This window comes from Actinokineospora iranica, from assembly GCF_900101685.1.
GTDB lineage: Bacteria > Actinomycetota > Actinomycetes > Mycobacteriales > Pseudonocardiaceae > Actinokineospora > Actinokineospora iranica.
This window is the reverse complement of sequence record NZ_FMZZ01000001.1, coordinates 420677-436292: the sequence shown is the minus strand read 5'-3', so window position 1 is coordinate 436292 and position 15616 is coordinate 420677. Positions and strand designations below refer to the sequence as shown.

Here is a 15616-nt window from a genome sequence, read left to right as displayed (position 1 = left end):
GTTCTGAACCGGCGCCAAGGTCTGGCCGGGATCAGGCGATAAGCAGGTGAAGGCCAAGCTCCGCGGTGTCAAGATCGGCGAGGTCGCGGTTGCGTTCTGCCCACTGTCCTGAGGCAAGGTCGGCACGGAGGCCGCGCACTACCCTCTGCTCGATATCCGGCCCGACTCTGGCCCAGATCGACAGCCCGCGACGGACGTTCTCATCCAAGTACGCCTCGGGCCTGCGCCAGTAGGCCTCCAAGAAGCCGTCGGCGCAGTCCCAGGGGATGGGCACCGGCTCCAGACGGGCTCCGATCGCGCAGGCCAACTCGGTCAGCGAAGGCCTGCGGACAAGGAGGTCCGCGACTTCGGGCAGATAGTCGCGAGTAAGCCAGAATCGCCGATGCCATCCGGTGTCAGTGGTGTCGTGCGTGAACACCACCACGCTGCGGGCCACGCGCCGCATCTCGCGCAAGCCCACGATCGGGTCCTGCCAGTGATGAATGGTGGAAATAGCCATCGCCGCGTCGAAGGACTGGTCATCGAACGGCAGGCTCTCGGCAGATCCGACCAGGCACGGCGCCGCGTCCGGGAGGCGCTGCGAGCGCATGAGCGCCGACGGCTCCACCGCAAGGACGTGGCGATCGGCGGGCTCGTACGAGCCGGTGCCTGCCCCCACATTCAAAACCGTCCGCGCATCGCCGAGAGCGGCCCAGATTCGCGCGGCGATCCGCGGCTCGGTGCGCCGCGTCGTGGTGTAAGTGGCTCCGATGGTGTCGTACAACCGCGTGCTGGACATGTCGCTGCCTCCCGTTGATCCGGTGTCATCTCGCCAAGTCCAGGATGCCGAATCGCTGGTCGCGCCAGATCTTGTGCGAGCGCTTTTCGGGGTATCCGGTGACTGTGGGAGCGGTGTCGTAGACGCGGGTGGCTTGTCCGCGCGGTCTGTAGCGCGCCCAGCCGGGGTTTCCCGTCGCGGCGAAGGACAGGTGTTCGGACCGCATCAGCGCGGACAGCCGCGAGGCCTGAGCCATGGCGGCCGGGCCCGCTTCTGTGAGTCCGGTGTCGATGTGGGCGGTGCCGAACACGAGCAGGGTGTCCAGGGCGTGGGAGGCGCCCGCTGGCCCGAATCCCCACCGGAGCTCGGAGAACCACACCCGCGCCCCGCCCGCGTGCGCTGCCTCGGCGACGTGGAGGGTGGGCATCCGGAACAGCCAGTCCGACAGAGCCGTCTCCCGCAGCTTCCGGGGAGGAAGGGACGGGTAGGCGGTCCGATAACGGCGTGCGCCCGGGGTCGGTGTCAGCCCGTCGACGAGTACGTCGACCTCGGCGTCGCCGATGTCGTCTAGCCGGTTGGCGAGCAGGCTGAACTCGTCGCGGGTGTGGCCGATGAGCAGGTCGACGTCGCGGGCCGCGCCATCGCCGAGACCGGCCCAGGGGGCCACGGGCAGGATGTCGCCGTCCACGACCGGGGAGAAGGGCGTGGGCGTGTGCGCGACGGCGCCCCACCGGCGGGCGCTCCGTGGGAGTCGGGCGGTCACCGTCGAGGCGGCTTGGACGAGATCATCAGGCGGTGTTTCGGCGAGGTCGCCGATTCGTGGTGGGCGGCCGAGTTCGGCACTGATCTCGGTAGCGATATCGGTGGCGAGAGCGGGAGAGAAATAGGTCCCCGGGATGCTCTGCAAGATGGCGCGGCGGAAGAGCCCGGTCGCCGCGGGCATCACCAGCAGGGCGGCTATCGAGCCCGCTCCGGCGGACTCGCCGAAAACGGTGACGTTCGCGGGGTCGCCGCCGAAGGCGGTGATGTTGTCCCGGACCCAGCGCAGCGCGGCGACCTGGTCGAGCAGCCCGCGGTTGTCGGGTGCGCCGTGGACGCGGGCGAAGCCCTCGAACCCGCTTCGATAGTGGGCACTGACCACGACCACGCCCGCCCTGGCCAGGGTCGCGCCGTCGAAGTGCGGATTGGCCGTGTCGCAGTGCAGGTATTTGCCGCCGCTGATCCACACGACGACCGGAAGCCCGGTTCGGCCGGGAGAAGGAGTCCAGACGGCGAGGTTCAGCCAGTCATCACCCGCGGTCGGGCGACCGGGCTGTGGTGGTGGCGGGCCGAACTCGGCGACCTCGCGGACACCGTCCCACGGAACGGGAGGGCAAGGGGCGGCGAACCGACGCGGCCCGACCGGTGGCGCGGCGAAGGGCACACCGCGGAACACGGCTACCCCGTCTTCCCAGGCGCCTCGGACTGTTCCGGCGGAGGTGTGCACCTGACTGGTCATGATCCACACCTTCGCATCGGCCGGGTGGACCCGACAACGCAGGTGCGGCGGGGCGAAGACAGCGATCAGAGAATGTCCCTGGCTGAAGCGGGAATCGAAGCGCTCCGGACATCGTCGGGTTTCGCGGACAGCTTCCACAGGCCAGCGTCCTGCTCGGGGCGATCGCGTAGTCGCGGACGCCTGCGGGCCGGAGCCCGGCGATGTCGCAGTCTTCGCGGTAGGCCCCGCCATGCCCGTCATTCCGGGTGAGGTCCCCGCCCGCACCTGGGTCGCCGCGCCCTGCTCTACGTCTTGATGCCGCCGAGGATGTTGCCTGCCTCGTCACGTTCGCCACGAGGCTGCCTACCGACGGTCGGAGCGGTCGCGGGATGTGTCTCCCCGCGGTGAGTTATCCCGGTGTCTGGGTGAGGTCGTCCGCCCCCGCGGGGCACACGCCCGCGGCCAGCCATCTCTCCCGCAGGTCCGCCGGAATGGTCAGCGCGGTCGACTGGCCGTTGGTGAGGGTGCGGACGCTGCCGCCGAGCAGGATGCTGCCCGCCTTGTCCAGGATTACCCGGGCGACCCGGTTGTTATCCTCCGAGCGCTCCAGGAACCGCACGATCCGGGTTCCCGCGCGCACCGCCCGGCCCCAGGCAAGGGAATGCGGCACGCCGAGCGAGTCCGCGACCTCCGGATTCACGACTTGGCGGACCATGGCGGCTGCCACGCCGTCGAAGGCCTTGCCCGGAATCATCTTCTCGTACAGGTCGAGCAGTTCCCTGGTGAGTTCGATCCCTTCGGACGAGCCCGCGTAAGTGGTCTCGACCAAGTCGGTGCTGATCCGCTGGGCCTCGGCCAGCGTCTCGGGCATGATCTCGGCGGGAATGCCGAGCATCGCGCCGGTCACCCGCCACACGTAGTAGTAGTTCTCGGCTTCCCGGTCCGTCACCGAGATACCCATTCTGCGCATTCCCTCGATCACCTGGACCGAGAAGATGAGCAGCGCGGCCAGCATGTCCAACTGGCAGATCGGCACGCCGTCCGCCTCGTCGTCCCACTGGGCCGACTCATCGATGAAATAGCGGACGGCGGCGTGGATCAGCCGCGTCTTCTGAATGGTGGGCACGAACGCCCCGCCGGAGCCGAACGGGTCGCGGCCCATCATGTTCAACACGAACTGCGAGGTCTCCGACAGCCGTCGGTGCGGCTGGTGCAGCCCGTGGGTCAGGGCCAGCACCCGCGACGACCTCGGCTGGGCGTAGCAGTTCACCATCGCGCCGTACGACAGCACCGAGGCCACGTGCACCCCGTCGTCCACGAAGAACTCGTACGCTTCGGCGATCCGGTCGAGATCGGCCCACGCAGGCGGGGCGTCGGTGGCGACGAGATAGGAGCGCACCGATTCGGGCAGGTTCTCCGGAATGGGTTGGTCGTTGTCGCGGAAATGGGCCAGGACGTCGTTCACGGCGCCGATCCGGCCGGAGGCGACCAGATCGGAGATCACCGCGTCGGCGAGCGGGTCCCCGACGAACTTCAGCGCCTCCAGCGCGTGGATGTCGTACATGTCATCGCCGCCCTTCCGCTGTCCCGTCGGGGACATTCCCTCCGGACGTGTCAGTCCAGCGTGTTTCGCGGCGGCGCACCACTCCGCGATCGGGTGATGAAGGAGCGGCCCGGTTCACCGTTCAGTGACGTGGCGAGACCGCGCGGGCGGTGAAAATCGGCGATCGGGGTAGACGCGCCATCTGGAACGTGGGGAAGCTGGGTCAAGGACGTGCCCCGCGCCGCCCCGGACACTGGGGGAGGCGGTGCCGGACGCCTGCGAGAGGGAGCACCCATGCCATCCACGCCGAACCCGGGTCCCGAGCTGATCAGCGACGAGGACCTGCGGAAGCTCACCGTCACCGAACTGACCCCGCACAACGCCACCATCACCCTGGTCGACTACGACCCGCGCTGGCCGGAGCTGTTCGCCCGGGAGGCCGACCGGATCACCGCCGCGCTGGGGCAGGCCGCGCTGCGCGTCGAGCACGTCGGGTCGACCTCGGTGCCGGGGCTGGTCGCCAAGCCGATCATCGACATCCTACTGGTCGTGCCCGACTCCGGCGACGAGTCCGGGTATGTGCCCGTGCTGGCGGAGGCCGGGTACGTGCTGCGCATCCGCGAGCCGGACTGGTTCGAGCACCGCTTGCTCAAAGGCCCCGACACCGACGTCAACCTGCACGTGTTCAGCGACGGCGCGGCCGAGATCGCCCGAATGGTGCGCTTCCGCGACTGGCTGCGGACCAACCCCGCCGACCGCGACCGCTACGCCCGCCGCAAACGGGAACTGGCCAAGAACACCTGGCGGCACGTGCAGCACTACGCCGACGCGAAGACCGCCGTGGTCACCGAGATCATGCGCCGGGCGGACGCTGCGGCGGAGTAAATCGCAGGCGGCGAGCGAGTGGAACGCCCTATCGTCGCTGCCGTGCTGGAACTCGGAAGCCGGGAGCGCAGGCAACCCGCCCCCACCCACGTCGTGTGGGAGTCGTTGACCGAGCCGCGCAGGCCATCGGCGCGCCCGTGGCTCGACCTGCTTCCCGATGAAACCGAACCGAACGTCCTCGACAGCGCCCACCCGCACCTGGTCGTGTGGTCGTCGCTGTGGCCAGACCGCCCGGACGACCGCATCCGCTTCGACCTGCGCCCCGTCGGCCAGGATTGCGGCCTGCGCTGGACCCTCACGACCACCGGCGAGCCGCCGAGCACCAGCAGGCTCGGACACCTGCGGTACCGCCTGAACCTGCTGGTCAACGACCGTCTGCGGCGGTCTTACGGGCAGTAGACGCTTGCGTGTGGTCCCGGGGTGGCCCTTCTGTCGAAGGTCCGTCGGAGGCGGGCCGGGGGCAGTTGCGGTTGACCGGGTGCCGGTGGGGTGGTCCGGGCGGCGATCAGGTGTCTAGTCGGGCAGGAGCGGCACCGACACGCCCGGGTCGTGGCCGAGCAGGGCTGCGCGGGTGACCGCTGCCGAGCCGAAGCGCTCGCGCAGGGTGTCCAGGGTCGCGTCGAGGTCGCCTGACGCGCGGCTGGGGAGCCGCTGCTGCATGTGGTGACGCGGTGTGCGGTTCGGGGAATGCGGCGGGTGCTGTTCTGGCTGGCGCTGCTGCCGACCCGGGGACTTTGGAGATCGCTGTCGCGGACGTTGCTGATCGACGGGTTGGCGTTGCTGAGATCCCGGCTGGGCGTCGAACTGGCCGACGAGGCCATCGCTCGTCCTCTACAAACTGGCAGGCTTGCTCTAGCGAAAGTCCGCCTTATGGCCCCGCGCGCGAGAATGGCGAACCGATGACCGACTCCCGTTTCTGGGACGCCCAAGCCGCCACGTTCGACGCCGAACCCGACCATGGCCTGCTCGACGCGGAAGTCCGCGCGGCGTGGGCCGAGGTGCTGCTGCCCGCGTTGCCACCCGCGCCCGCGCGGATCGCCGACCTGGGTTGCGGCACCGGAAGTGTGGCGCTGCTGTTCGCCGAGGCGGGTCACGACGTGTCCGGTGTGGACTATTCGGCGCGCATGATCGATGCGGCGATGGCGAAAACCGGCGCGGTCGCGTTCCACCAGGGCGACGCGGCCGACCCGCCGCTGCCATCGTCCACTTTCGACGTCGTGTTCGCCCGGCACGTGCTGTGGGCGCTGTCCGATCCGGACCGGGCGCTGGCCAGGTGGTGCGACCTCCTGCGGCCGGGGGGACGGCTCGTGCTCGTGGAAGGCCGGTGGCACACCGGGGCCGGGATCTCGGCCGCGGACTGCCGCGCTCTGGCTCTCCGGCACCGGAAACACGTGACGGTCCGGCAGTTGGACGATCCCCGGCTGTGGGGGAAGCCCATCTCCGACGAACGGTATCTGCTCGTCGGCCGTAGGCTCGCCGCATGACTGCATGGGCGGCGATCTTGCTCGCGGGCGGGCGTGGGGCCCGGCTCGGTGGGGCGGACAAGCCGGGACTGGTGATCGGTGGGCGCACCCTGCTGGACCGGGCCATCGCCGCCGTCGACGGGGCTGCGGCGGTGGTCGTGGTCGGTCCCCGGCGGCCGACCGCCGCGCCCGTGCGGTGGACGCGGGAGCGGGTGCCCGGCTCCGGGCCGGTCGCCGCGCTCGCCGCCGGGCTGGACGCGGTCGACGAGGTCGGACTGCCCGATGACGCGGTCGTCGTGGTGCTCGCCGCCGACCTGCCCTCGGTGTCCGCGGCGACCGTCGGGCGGCTCAGGGCGGCGGTCGCGAAGTCCGGCGCCGTCCTGATCGACGACGACGGCCGCGACCAGTGGCTGCTCAGCGCGTGGCGCCGGGACGCGCTGCGCGCGGTCCTTCCGGAGCACCCGGAAAACGCGGCGCTGGGCCAGGTGCTGTGCCTGCTTGGGCCTGCCCGGGTGGCCGACACCGACGGCTCTTCCGCCGACATCGACACGCCCGCCGATCTCGACGCGCACTCAAGTTCACAGGGCTCACACCGTCTCTGAGGTTGTCTATACCCCGGTGGATTGACCTTTTGATGAGGAGGATGCCGGTGACCGAGCCTGGGCAGGCCGAACTCGCGAGCGAGACGCCAACGACCACTCCGGCGCGGGACGCGCAGCTGCTCGAACGCACCGTGTTCGAGGTCAAGCGGGTGATCGTCGGGCAGGACCGCCTGGTCGAGCGGATGCTGGTCGGGCTGCTGGCTAAGGGGCACCTGCTGCTGGAGGGCGTGCCCGGCGTGGCGAAGACCCTCGCGGTGGAGACCTTCGCGCGGGTCGTCGGCGGATCGTTCTCCCGCGTGCAGTTCACCCCCGACCTGGTGCCTGCCGACATCCTCGGCACCCGCATCTACCGGCAGGGCAGCGAGCGCTTCGACGTCGAACTCGGCCCGGTGGTGGCCAACTTCGTGCTCGCGGACGAGATCAACCGCGCGCCCGCGAAGGTGCAGTCGGCGATGCTGGAGGTCATGGCCGAGCGGCACGTGTCGATCGGCGGGCAGACCTTCCCGATGCCCGACCCGTTCCTGGTGCTCGCCACGCAGAACCCGATCGAGAACGAGGGCGTCTACCCGCTGCCGGAAGCGCAGCGCGACCGGTTCCTGTTCAAGATCATCGTCGAGTACCCGACGGTGGAGGAGGAACGGGAGATCGTCTACCGGATGGGCGTCACCCCGCCGGAGCCGAGCCAGGTCCTCACCCCGGAAGAGCTCAAGCGCCTGCAGGGCGTCGCGTCGACGGTCTTCGTCCACCACGCCCTGGTCGACTACACCGTCCGGCTCGTGCTGGCCACCCGCACGCCTGCCGAGCACGGCCTCTCCGACGTCGCGGGCTGGATCGCCTACGGCGCCTCGCCGCGCGCCAGCCTCGGCATCGTCGCCGCGTCCCGCGCGCTCGCGCTGGTCCGCGGCCGCGACTACGTGCTGCCCCAGGACGTGGTCGACGTCGTCCCCGACGTCCTGCGCCACCGGCTCGTGCTCTCCTACGACGCGCTCGCCGACGGCGTGCCCATCGACCACATGATCTCCCGGGTGCTGCAGACCGTGCCGCTGCCGCAGGTCTCCGCGCGCCCGCAGGCCGCCGCGGGCCACGCGGCCCCCGCCGGGGTGAGCGGCAGGCCGTGAGCAGGCACAAGGCCGCCGAGGGCGAGCGCCCGAACTGGGCGCCGCCCGTGCTGCGCGGCGACCGGATGGAAGCGGGGCTGCGGCTGCTGGAGATCGACGTCCGGCGCAGGCTCGACGGCCTGTTGCAGGGCAACCACCTCGGCCTGGTCCCCGGGCCCGGCTCCGAGCCCGGCGAGGCGCGCCCGTACCAGCCCGGCGACGACGTGCGCCGGATGGACTGGGCCGTCACCGCGCGCACCACGGTCCCGCACATCCGCGAGACCGTCGCCGACCGGGAGCTGGAGACCTGGGTCGTGGTCGACCTGTCCGCGAGCCTGGACTTCGGCACCGCGGCCTGCGAGAAACGCGACCTGGCCGTCGCCGCTGTCGCCGCGATCGCGCACCTCACCCGGGGCGGCGGAAACCGGATCGGCGCGCTGATCGCCAACGGCGAGAAGATGATCCGCATCCCGGCCCGCGGCGGGCTCGCGCACGCGCGCGGCCTCGTCCGCAAGGTCGCCGAGACCCCGCGCGCCAGCGAGGGCGTGCGGGGCGACCTGGCGAACGCGGTCGAGCAGCTGCGCAGGCCGCCCCGCAGGCGCGGGCTGGCCGTGGTGGTCTCCGACTTCCTCGGCGAGACCGAGTGGCAGCGCCCGCTGCGCGCGCTGTCGCTGCGCCACGAGCTGATCGCCGTCGAGGTCGTCGACCCGCGTGACATCGACCTGCCCGACGTCGGCACCGTCGTCCTGGCCGACCCGGAGACCGGCAGGCAGCGCGAGGTGACCGCGTCGCCGCTGCTGCGCAAGGAGTTCCACGCGGCGGCCGCCGAGCACCGCGCCGAGGTCGCCAGCGGCATCCGGCGGGCGGGCAGCGGACACCTGGTCCTGCGCACCGACTCGGACTGGATCGCCGACATGGTGCGCTTCGTCGTCGCCCGCAAGCGCCGCTGGTCGGGGGGAGCGGCATGAGCTTCCGGAACTTCGCCGCGCCGTGGTGGTTCCTGCTGCTGATCGCGGTCGCCGCGCTGGCGGCGGGCTATCTGCTGGCCCAGCGCGCGCGGCGCAAGCGGACCCTGCGGTTCACCAACCTGGAACTGCTGGAAAAGGTCGCCCCGAAGCGCCAGACCTGGCTGCGGCACCTGCCCGCGGTGGTCATGGTGCTGGGCCTGCTGCTGCTGACCACCGCCATGGCGGGCCCGACAGCCGAGCAGAAGGTGCCCCGCAACCGCGCCACGGTCATCCTGGTCATCGACGTCTCCCTGTCGATGGAAGCCACCGACGTCGAGCCCACCCGGCTCAAGGCGGCCCAGGTCGCGGCGAAGTCCTTCGCCGAGGGGCTCACCCCGGGAGTGAACCTCGGCCTGATCACCTTCGCGGGCACCGCCACCGTCCTGGTCGCCCCCACCACCGACCGCGAGGGCGTGGGCAAGGCCATCGACAACCTCAAACTGGCCCAGTCCACCGCCACCGGCGAGGCCATCTTCGCCGCCTTGCAGTCGATCGAGGGCTTCTCCCAGGTGGTCGGCGGCCCGGAAGGCCCGCCCCCGGCCCGCATCGTGCTGATGTCGGACGGCAAGCAGACCATCCCCACCGAACAAGAGGACGACCCCAGAGGCTCCTTCACCGCGGCCAAGGCGGCGGCGGACAAGAAGGTCCCCATCACCACGATCTCGTTCGGCACCGCCGACGGCACCGTCGAGATCGAGGGCCGAGTCCAGTCGGTCGCCGTCGACGACGACGCCATGGAGGAAATCGCCGACCTCTCCGGCGGCGAGTTCCACAAGGCCGCCACCGCGGGCGAACTACGCCGGGTCTACGACACCCTGGGCGAGCAGATCGGCTACGAGATCAAGGAAACCGACGCCAGCAGACCCTGGCTGATGCTCGGCACCCTGGCGGTCTTCCTGGCGGGCGCGGCCTCCCTGACCGTCGGCCAACGCCTGCCGTAGCCGCCGCGGCGGCGGCCGACGTCCCGGCGGAAGCGGACGCCATCGTGCTACGGCCCAGTAGCAGGGGCAGCTAAGGGGGATGTCAGCGCAGACCGATAGCCTCGTCGCCGACGGCTTGGCGGGTAGATGGGACGGCGAATGGGACGGTCGGTACTGGTCACTGGCGGCAACCGGGGTATCGGGTTGGCCATCGCGCGGGCGTTCTCGGCGCAGGGGGACAAGGTGGCCGTCACCCACCGGGGAACCGCGGCGCCGGAGGGGTTGTTCGGGGTGCGGTGCGATGTCACCGACTCGGCTGCGGTGGACGCGGCGTTCACCGAGGTGGAGAACGCGCACGGGCCGGTGGAGGTCCTGGTGGCCAACGCCGGGATCACCGACGACACGCTGCTCATGCGGATGGACGAGGAGCAGTTCACCCGGGTGCTCGACGCGAACCTGACCGGGGCGTGGCGGGTCACCAAGCGGGCGACCCGCAACATGCTCAAGGCCCGCTTCGGCCGCATCGTCTACATTTCCTCCGTGGTGGGCCTGCTCGGCTCGCCCGGGCAGGTCAACTACGCGGCCAGCAAGGCCGGGCTGGTCGGCATGGCCCGGTCCATCGCCAGGGAACTCGGCTCGCGCGCCATCACCGCCAACGTGGTGGCGCCCGGGTTCGTGGCCACCGACATGACCGAATCCCTCACCGAGGACCGCAAGAAGCAGATCCTCGCCTCGGTCCCGGCAGGCCGCTACGCCACCCCGGAGGAGGTCGCCGCCGCGGTGACCTTCCTGGCCTCCGACAGCGCGGCCTACATCACCGGCGCGATCATCCCGGTCGACGGCGGTCTCGGCATGGGCCACTAGCAACACCACTCACCAACCACACGGAGGACACCCCAGCGATGACCGGACTGCTCGAAGGCAAGCGCCTGCTGATCACCGGCGTGATCACCGACTCGTCCATCGCCTTCCACGTCGCCAAGGCAGCGCAGGAGCAGGGCGCGCAGGTCGTGCTGACCGGCTTCGGGCGGCTGAGCCTGGTCGAGCGGATCGCCAAGCGGCTGCCCGAGCCCGCGCCGGTCATCGAACTCGACGTGCAGAACGACGAGCACCTGGCCACCCTCGCCGACCGCGTGCGCGAGCACGTCGACGGGCTCGACGGCGTCGTCCACGCGATCGGGTTCGCCCCGCAGTCCTGCCTGGGCGCGCCGTTCCTCGACGCGCCGTGGAAGGACGTCGCCGTGGCGCTGGAGGTGTCGGCGTACTCGCTGAAGTCGCTGGCCACCGCGACGCTGCCGCTGCTGTCGCCGGGAAGCTCGATCGTCGGCCTCGACTTCGACGCCCGGGTCGCGTGGCCCGCCTACAACTGGATGGGCGTGGCGAAGGCGGCCTTCGAGTCGACCAACCGCTACCTCGCCCGCGAGCTTGGCCCGAAGGGCGTGCGGGTCAACCTGGTCGCCGCTGGTCCGGTGCGCACCATGGCCGCGAAGTCGATCCCCGGGTTCGCCCAGCTCGAAGAGGCCTGGGGCGAGCGCGCGCCGCTCGGCTGGGACGTCAACGACGCCACCCCGGTCGCCAAGTCCGTCTGCGCGCTGCTGTCCGACTGGCTGCCCGCGACCACCGGGTCGATGGTCTGGGTCGACGGCGGCGTGCACGCCCTCGGAATGTGAGTTAGATCAGCGGTATGACCGATGCGTTGCTGTGGCTGTCCTTCGGCGGCCCCGAGTCCCCTGCCGACGTCCGGCCGTTCCTGGAGAACGTCACCCGGGGACGCGGGGTCCCGCCGGAGCGGCTGGACGAGGTGGAGAAGCACTACCAGCACTTCGGTGGCGTCTCCCCGATCAACCGGCTCAACCGGGAGGCCATCGACGCGGTGCGGGCCGAGTTGGCCCGCCAGGGGATGGACCTGCCGGTGTACTTCGGCAACCGCAACTGGCACCCGATGGCCGAGGACACCGTGGCCACGATGGCCGCCGACGGCGTCCGCAGGGCGCTGGTGTTCCCGACGAGCGCCTACGGCGGGTACTCGGCGTGCAGGCAGTACCACGAGGACATCGTCCGGGCCCGCGCCGCGACCGGCGACGGCGCGCCGGATCTGGTGAAGCTGCGGCAGTTCTTCGACCACCCGCTGTTCGTCGCGGCGTTCGCCGACGCCGTCCGCGCGGCCGCGGCGGACATGCCGCAGGACTACCGGCTGGTGTTCACCGCGCATTCCGTGCCGGACTCGGCCGATGTCGCGGCAGGTCCGCCGGACGAGGGCGGGCGCCGCTACTCCCGCCAGGTCGCCGAGGCCGCGCGGCTGGTGGCCCGGGAGGTCGGCGTCGCTGAGCACGACGTGGTGTGGCAGTCGCGGTCCGGGCCGCCGCATATCCCCTGGCTGGAGCCGGACATCGTCGACCACATCGAGGCGCTGCACGGGCGCGGCGTGCGCGCGGTCGTGGTGTGCCCGGTCGGGTTCGTCAGCGACCACCTGGAGGTGGTCTGGGACCTCGACACCGAGGCCGCCGAGAAGGCGGCGGAGCTGGGCATGTCCTTCGCCCGCGCCGCAACGCCCAACGGCGACCCCCGGTTCGCCGAACTGGTGGTGGAGCTGATCCGCGAGCACATCGACGGCGCCGAGCCCCGCAAGCTGTCGGACTTCCCGCTGGCGGGCTGCACGGCGAACGGCGCCCCGTGCGCGGTCGCCTGCTGCGAGGCGCCCAAGCGGCCCGTCCGGGCCTGACCGACTGTGACCGAACCGCCTGCCGAGCGCGGCGCGTACCACCACGGCGCGCTGCGCGCCGCGCTCACCGAGGCCGCCCTCGACATGCTGGACGAGGGCGGCCTGGCGCGGGTCACGGTCCGTGAGGTCGCGCGCCGGGTCGGGGTCTCGCCGGGCGCGCCGTTCCGGCATTTCGCCGACCGCCAGGCGTTGCTCACCGCGGTGGCCGAGCGCGTGCTGGCCGACTTCGGCGACTGGCAGCGGGCCGCCGTCGCGGGCACCGACCATTCCGCGTTCTACGCCTTCGGGCTCGCGTTCGTCCGCTACGCGGCGACTTATCCGCATCGGTTCGAGCTGCTCCGGTCGGCGGTTTATGGCCGGGAGCTGCCGGAGGCGCTGCGCCCGGGCATGGCCCAGGTCGGCGATCTCGCCACGGAGCTCATCGTGGCGGGCCAGCGGGCGGGGGAGCTGCGGCCGGGTGACCCGGACATGGTTCGGCTCGCCGCGCACGCGCTTGTCTACGGGCTTTCGCAGATGATCGTCGACGGTTTCCTGCCCGCCGAGAACGCCGAGCGGTTGGTCGAGGGCGCGTTGACGATCTTCGGCCAGGGCATCAAGGGCACGTCGGACTGAAATCGGCGGTTGTCAAGATCTTGACGGGAGGCCCGTACACCGATGTAATCGGCGCTTACATGGTGCGTGTGAGAGGGGTGTCCGTGAAGCTGTACGAGAAGCCGCTCGCTACCGGTGAGGTGATCGTCGACGCCGGAGCCGACGAGGTCTACCGGGTGATCAGCGATCCACCGGTGATGGCCAGGCTGGGAGAGGAGATCGCCGACGCGCAGTGGCTGGACGGGGCGGGGTCGGCGGCGGTGGGGGTCAAGTTCAAGGGGATCAACCGGAATGGTCGGCGGCGGTGGGACACCATCTGTGAGATCACTGACGCCGATCACGGGCGGCGGTTCGCCTATGAGGTGCGGACGTCGTTTCGGGTGCCGATCTCGCGGTGGCAGTACGACATCGAGCCGGTGGGGGACGGGTGCCGGGTGACGGAGACGAACTGGCTGCGGGCGCCGTTATGGTTTCTGCCGATCGCGATTCTGGTCACGGGGGTGCTGAATCGGATCGAGCATAACAGGGCGAATATCGCTACTACGTTGAATCGGTTGAAACAGCATCTGGAGTAGGTTGCTGGCTCTCCTGGGGCTGGCTGCTCTGGGCTGGCTTGATGGGGTGGAGTGCTGTTGGCAGGGGCGGGTGCGCTGCCTCGCCCGCATCGGGCGCCTGGCAGGGTCGGGTTCGGTCTGGCAGGAGCGGTTGACCTTGCTGCTCCACCCCATCGGGCATCTGGCGGCTTGAGGTGTGAGATTGGCAGGGGTTTGGGCTTGGAACGACCCAACGCCCCGGTGGGGGCCGGGGCGTTGAGGTGGGGAAGGGGTTGGGGGACAAGGGGTCAGGCCCGTAATCGGATGTCGTGGTGGTGGGTGGGGGCGATCGCTCGGGCGGGGAAAACCGCTGCTATGTAGGCGATCGCGCATTCCGGGCAGATCATGCGTTCGCTGGGGCGGTCGCGGTAGCGGGTGTCCACCGGCATGGCGCACAGGGCCACCCGGTAGTTCAGGAGGACCAGGTGTGTCCTGCCGCCGTAGGCATCGCTTATTCCCCAACATACTTCGCCGCGGGGGTCTTCTGTGGGGTTCATTCGATCACCTGTGGCCTGATTGGGAATGGTCCAGTCGGGTGTGCAGGCGCCTGCCGGATTCGCTCAAGATCACCATTCGGCAGTTGCGCAGGCGGGTCGAGCCGACGACTAGGTGGCCCGCGGAGACCAGTTCCCGCAACCTGGCCGCCAGCCTGCTCTCGACCGGTGCGCCGCGGTCGGTGACCTCATTGGTATCGGTCATCGCCAGGTCGCCGCGTTGGGCGCAGCGCAGGAGCACGAACCAGTCCCGGGTGCGCGCGGCCTCGTCTGGGGAGTGCCTGCCGCGGCGGAGCCAGATGTCCAGGAGGCGTTCGCCCGCTGAGGTGAGGCAGGCCCGGATCCAACCGTCGTGGGGGTCTGGCTCCGCGCAGCCGAAACCGATGAAACCGTCGCGGCGCAAGGTGAACAGGGCACTGACCATGAGCACGCCGAGATCGTCCGTGCGGTGCCGCAGGGCTGCGCCCGCGCCGTAGGCTCCGACCTCGCCGCGCGCCACCATCTGCAGTGCGTCCAGGTGGTTGGTGTCCAGGGCATGCGGTCGACCGGCGTGGTTCTGGTCGATGAGGTGAGCGGTCATGGTGTGACTCCGGTTACAGCGGTTGGTCCAGTGCGAACACTATGGGCCATACCAGGGCGCCGCCGCTATGCCGAACAGCCATAATGTCGTAATATGACAGGACCGAGCCGGTAACTTTGTTGCGGACATCCAGGTTTTTCATTCATCCGCCGATGCCGCCGCTTCGGATCGGAGCACTTTATCCTGCTGTCCGAGCACAAAAAATTCATCTCAGTATTTGGCACATTCGCACATGTCCGGTTCCCGCGGCCGAGTGGGCCGAGCGGTGCGCGGACAGCCTATCCCTGCCCCCGGGCCAGTTTCCCGCGGACATCGTCCTCCACCGCGTCGAGGTGCCGCAGCACCAGGGACAGGTAGTTCTCCAGGTCGGTGTCGGCCGCGACCCCGTCGGCGACGTCGGCGAGGCGCTGCGCGCCCAGTTCCATCGCCGTCAACGCCCGGGCGACCGCTTCCGGGGAGCGGCCCGGCTCCGCTCGGGCCACCAGGCACGCCAACCGGTAGACCGTGTCGACTATGCGTGCCGTGCACGCGACGACCGGATCGGCGTCCGGCGTGGCGATCGACCGGATGCGGATCGTGACCGCGGCCTCGCAGGTGCGCGCCAGCGCCGCCGCCTCGGGCGGGTCAGGTGGGTCGGGCGGTGGTGGCGGGCCATCGGGCTCCGGCTCGCTGGTGGGCTTCCGGGTTCTGCTCAGCATTGTCACCAGGGCGTTGGTCGTCACCACCAGCGCGGCGATCCCCGCCCCGACGCCCACTGCGAGCAGGCCGTTGTCGGTCTCGGCGAGGGTGACCGCGGCCATCAGCGGGCCGAGGACGGCCCCGACGGCGAGCCCGGTCGGCTCGCGCAGGTGCTTCCAGAGCCTCATGCGGTTCACAGTGTCATGT

At 70.5% G+C, this 15616-nt stretch carries 20 protein-coding genes; 13 read left to right on the top strand and 7 right to left on the bottom strand.

From position 1 onward, the window contains the following. Positions 1-31: 31 nt before the first annotated feature. The 3 genes from BLS56_RS02015 to BLS56_RS02005 form a co-directional block, all read right to left on the bottom strand. The gene (locus tag BLS56_RS02015) at positions 32-778 is read right to left on the bottom strand and encodes a class I SAM-dependent methyltransferase (RefSeq protein WP_091447559.1); all 747 of its coding nucleotides are present in this window, start codon (positions 776-778) and stop codon (positions 32-34) included. Positions 779-803: 25 nt separating this feature from the next. Beyond that, the gene (locus BLS56_RS02010) at positions 804-2255 is read right to left on the bottom strand and encodes a carboxylesterase/lipase family protein (RefSeq protein WP_091447557.1); all 1452 of its coding nucleotides are present in this window, start codon (positions 2253-2255) and stop codon (positions 804-806) included. A gap of 388 nt (positions 2256-2643) precedes the next feature. Next, a complete protein-coding gene (locus BLS56_RS02005) occupies positions 2644-3798 on the bottom strand; it encodes an oxygenase MpaB family protein (RefSeq protein ID WP_091447554.1) in 1155 nt (384 codons plus the stop codon). 273 nt (positions 3799-4071) lie between these two features. Here BLS56_RS02005 and BLS56_RS02000 point away from each other — a divergent pair, with 273 nt between their 5' ends. Together BLS56_RS02000 and BLS56_RS01995 are read left to right on the top strand one after the other, a co-directional pair. Next, positions 4072-4662, top strand: coding sequence for a GrpB family protein (locus BLS56_RS02000; protein WP_091447551.1), 591 nt, complete (start codon positions 4072-4074; stop codon positions 4660-4662). Between the two features lie 42 nt (positions 4663-4704). Beyond that, positions 4705-5061, top strand: a complete 357-nt coding sequence (locus BLS56_RS01995) for a hypothetical protein (protein WP_091447549.1) — start codon at positions 4705-4707, stop codon at positions 5059-5061. A 114-nt stretch (positions 5062-5175) separates the two neighbouring features. Here the strand turns inward: BLS56_RS01995 and BLS56_RS31170 are convergent, their stop codons facing one another. Further along, the gene (locus tag BLS56_RS31170; RefSeq protein WP_175482576.1) at positions 5176-5322 is read right to left on the bottom strand and encodes a hypothetical protein; all 147 of its coding nucleotides are present in this window, start codon (positions 5320-5322) and stop codon (positions 5176-5178) included. A 36-nt stretch (positions 5323-5358) separates the two neighbouring features. On the opposite strand from BLS56_RS31170, the gene BLS56_RS31985 reads away from it, so the two are divergent. The 11 genes from BLS56_RS31985 (at position 5359) to BLS56_RS01945 (ending at position 13639) form a co-directional block, all read left to right on the top strand. Next, complete coding sequence (locus tag BLS56_RS31985) at positions 5359-5565, top strand: hypothetical protein (protein ID WP_228771279.1); 207 nt, start codon at positions 5359-5361, stop codon at positions 5563-5565. Beyond that, positions 5562-6146: a class I SAM-dependent methyltransferase gene (locus BLS56_RS01990; protein ID WP_091447547.1), complete on the top strand. Its 585-nt coding sequence runs from the start codon at positions 5562-5564 to the stop codon at positions 6144-6146. Before BLS56_RS31985 ends, BLS56_RS01990 begins: the two co-directional genes overlap by 4 nt. Next, positions 6143-6727, top strand: coding sequence for a molybdenum cofactor guanylyltransferase (mobA, locus tag BLS56_RS01985; RefSeq protein WP_091447544.1), 585 nt, complete (start codon positions 6143-6145; stop codon positions 6725-6727). The genes BLS56_RS01990 and mobA overlap by 4 nt, the downstream gene beginning before the upstream one ends. A gap of 41 nt (positions 6728-6768) precedes the next feature. Then, positions 6769-7845, top strand: a complete 1077-nt coding sequence (locus BLS56_RS01980; RefSeq protein ID WP_091447542.1) for an AAA family ATPase — start codon at positions 6769-6771, stop codon at positions 7843-7845. 65 nt (positions 7846-7910) lie between these two features. Next, on the top strand, positions 7911-8792 hold the full coding sequence (locus BLS56_RS01975; RefSeq protein WP_175482675.1) for a DUF58 domain-containing protein: 882 nt from the start codon (positions 7911-7913) through the stop codon (positions 8790-8792). Then, positions 8789-9772, top strand: coding sequence for a VWA domain-containing protein (locus BLS56_RS01970; protein ID WP_091447537.1), 984 nt, complete (start codon positions 8789-8791; stop codon positions 9770-9772). The genes BLS56_RS01975 and BLS56_RS01970 overlap by 4 nt, the downstream gene beginning before the upstream one ends. 138 nt (positions 9773-9910) lie before the next feature. Next, positions 9911-10615: a 3-oxoacyl-[acyl-carrier-protein] reductase gene (gene fabG / locus BLS56_RS01965; RefSeq protein ID WP_091447534.1), complete on the top strand. Its 705-nt coding sequence runs from the start codon at positions 9911-9913 to the stop codon at positions 10613-10615. Positions 10616-10653: 38 nt separating this feature from the next. After that, positions 10654-11421, top strand: coding sequence for an enoyl-ACP reductase FabI (gene fabI / locus BLS56_RS01960; protein ID WP_091447531.1), 768 nt, complete (start codon positions 10654-10656; stop codon positions 11419-11421). A 14-nt stretch (positions 11422-11435) separates the two neighbouring features. Then, positions 11436-12473, top strand: a complete 1038-nt coding sequence (locus tag BLS56_RS01955) for a ferrochelatase (RefSeq protein WP_091447528.1) — start codon at positions 11436-11438, stop codon at positions 12471-12473. A 6-nt stretch (positions 12474-12479) separates the two neighbouring features. Then, on the top strand, positions 12480-13085 hold the full coding sequence (locus BLS56_RS01950) for a TetR/AcrR family transcriptional regulator (protein WP_228771278.1): 606 nt from the start codon (positions 12480-12482) through the stop codon (positions 13083-13085). Between the two features lie 83 nt (positions 13086-13168). Continuing rightward, positions 13169-13639, top strand: a complete 471-nt coding sequence (locus tag BLS56_RS01945; RefSeq protein WP_324187487.1) for an SRPBCC family protein — start codon at positions 13169-13171, stop codon at positions 13637-13639. A 266-nt stretch (positions 13640-13905) separates the two neighbouring features. On the opposite strand, the gene BLS56_RS30325 is transcribed toward BLS56_RS01945, so the two are convergent. The 3 genes from BLS56_RS30325 to BLS56_RS01935 form a co-directional block, all read right to left on the bottom strand. Further along, a complete protein-coding gene (locus tag BLS56_RS30325) occupies positions 13906-14154 on the bottom strand; it encodes a hypothetical protein (RefSeq protein ID WP_139190459.1) in 249 nt (82 codons plus the stop codon). Between the two features lie 4 nt (positions 14155-14158). After that, the gene (locus BLS56_RS01940; RefSeq protein WP_091447525.1) at positions 14159-14731 is read right to left on the bottom strand and encodes a hypothetical protein; all 573 of its coding nucleotides are present in this window, start codon (positions 14729-14731) and stop codon (positions 14159-14161) included. A 278-nt stretch (positions 14732-15009) separates the two neighbouring features. After that, on the bottom strand, positions 15010-15597 hold the full coding sequence (locus BLS56_RS01935) for a hypothetical protein (protein ID WP_091447522.1): 588 nt from the start codon (positions 15595-15597) through the stop codon (positions 15010-15012). Positions 15598-15616 lie beyond the last annotated feature (19 nt).

Excerpts from the sequence above, each read along its gene's own strand:
- BLS56_RS02000 (WP_091447551.1), top strand. The coding sequence starts at position 4,072 with ATGCCATCCACGCCGAACCCGGGTCCCGAGCTGATCAGCGACGAGGAC.
- BLS56_RS02005 (WP_091447554.1), bottom strand. The coding sequence starts at position 3,798 with ATGTACGACATCCACGCGCTGGAGGCGCTGAAGTTCGTCGGGGACCCG.
- BLS56_RS01955 (WP_091447528.1), top strand. The coding sequence starts at position 11,436 with ATGACCGATGCGTTGCTGTGGCTGTCCTTCGGCGGCCCCGAGTCCCCT.
- fabI (WP_091447531.1), top strand. The coding sequence starts at position 10,654 with ATGACCGGACTGCTCGAAGGCAAGCGCCTGCTGATCACCGGCGTGATC.
- BLS56_RS01980 (WP_091447542.1), top strand. The coding sequence starts at position 6,769 with ATGCCGGTGACCGAGCCTGGGCAGGCCGAACTCGCGAGCGAGACGCCA.
- mobA (WP_091447544.1), top strand. The coding sequence starts at position 6,143 with ATGACTGCATGGGCGGCGATCTTGCTCGCGGGCGGGCGTGGGGCCCGG.
- BLS56_RS01990 (WP_091447547.1), top strand. The coding sequence starts at position 5,562 with ATGACCGACTCCCGTTTCTGGGACGCCCAAGCCGCCACGTTCGACGCC.
- BLS56_RS02015 (WP_091447559.1), bottom strand. The coding sequence starts at position 778 with ATGTCCAGCACGCGGTTGTACGACACCATCGGAGCCACTTACACCACG.
- BLS56_RS01940 (WP_091447525.1), bottom strand. The coding sequence starts at position 14,731 with ATGACCGCTCACCTCATCGACCAGAACCACGCCGGTCGACCGCATGCC.
- BLS56_RS01935 (WP_091447522.1), bottom strand. The coding sequence starts at position 15,597 with ATGAGGCTCTGGAAGCACCTGCGCGAGCCGACCGGGCTCGCCGTCGGG.
- BLS56_RS01970 (WP_091447537.1), top strand. The coding sequence starts at position 8,789 with ATGAGCTTCCGGAACTTCGCCGCGCCGTGGTGGTTCCTGCTGCTGATC.
- fabG (WP_091447534.1), top strand. The coding sequence starts at position 9,911 with ATGGGACGGTCGGTACTGGTCACTGGCGGCAACCGGGGTATCGGGTTG.
- BLS56_RS31170 (WP_175482576.1), bottom strand. The coding sequence starts at position 5,322 with ATGCAGCAGCGGCTCCCCAGCCGCGCGTCAGGCGACCTCGACGCGACC.
- BLS56_RS01975 (WP_175482675.1), top strand. The coding sequence starts at position 7,911 with ATGGAAGCGGGGCTGCGGCTGCTGGAGATCGACGTCCGGCGCAGGCTC.
- BLS56_RS02010 (WP_091447557.1), bottom strand. The coding sequence starts at position 2,255 with ATGACCAGTCAGGTGCACACCTCCGCCGGAACAGTCCGAGGCGCCTGG.
- BLS56_RS30325 (WP_139190459.1), bottom strand. The coding sequence starts at position 14,154 with ATGAACCCCACAGAAGACCCCCGCGGCGAAGTATGTTGGGGAATAAGC.